This is a genomic window from Cognatundibacterium luofuense (assembly GCF_018139685.1).
Lineage (GTDB): Bacteria > Pseudomonadota > Gammaproteobacteria > Burkholderiales > Burkholderiaceae_D > Undibacterium > Undibacterium luofuense.
In genome coordinates this window covers 1-496 of record NZ_JAGSPN010000112.1, presented here as the reverse complement: position 1 = coordinate 496, position 496 = coordinate 1, and the positions used below count along the sequence as shown (strand labels likewise).

The 496-nt window shown below is 52.4% G+C and carries 1 protein-coding gene; it reads left to right on the top strand.

The annotated features are described in order from the left end of the window. The coding region (locus KDM89_RS19580; RefSeq protein WP_212689568.1) for a hypothetical protein at positions 1-496 on the top strand (496 nt) is incomplete at both ends.

Below are 496 nucleotides of genomic sequence, written 5' to 3'. Positions count from 1 at the left end.
CAGTTATCGCCCAGGATCAGTTCAGACTGGATAGCTTTGTGGTGGCGGCACAGGCACCGGAAGATGTCAAAAAAACGCCAGAGGAAGAAACCGGGCGGCGTCGTTTTCCTGATCCTGTCAGTCAAAGTGGTGAAGAAAAAGAGGATGATCCTGTCGCTGTTGCGCCGGAGCGCTATCAGGCCGATACAGAAAAACGTCAGCGCAAACAGGCTGAGCGTGAGCGTCAGTTTGCGGCTCAGATCAGCGAGACCACGGATATGCGCAGTCAGCAAACTTTGGTGGGGCAGATTCAGCAAAACCAGAAAAACGACATAGCGCAGTTCCGTCTTGCTCAGGCAGAGACCGACCGTCAGGAGCAGGAAAAAGCAGAACAGGAAAAGCGCGCAGCAGAACTGCGGGAATTGAAAAAACAGGAACAGGAAAAACAGGAAAAACAAGAACAGCAGCGATTGGCTCAATTGCGCCAGGAGCAGCAATTGCAGCAAGCAAATACCGC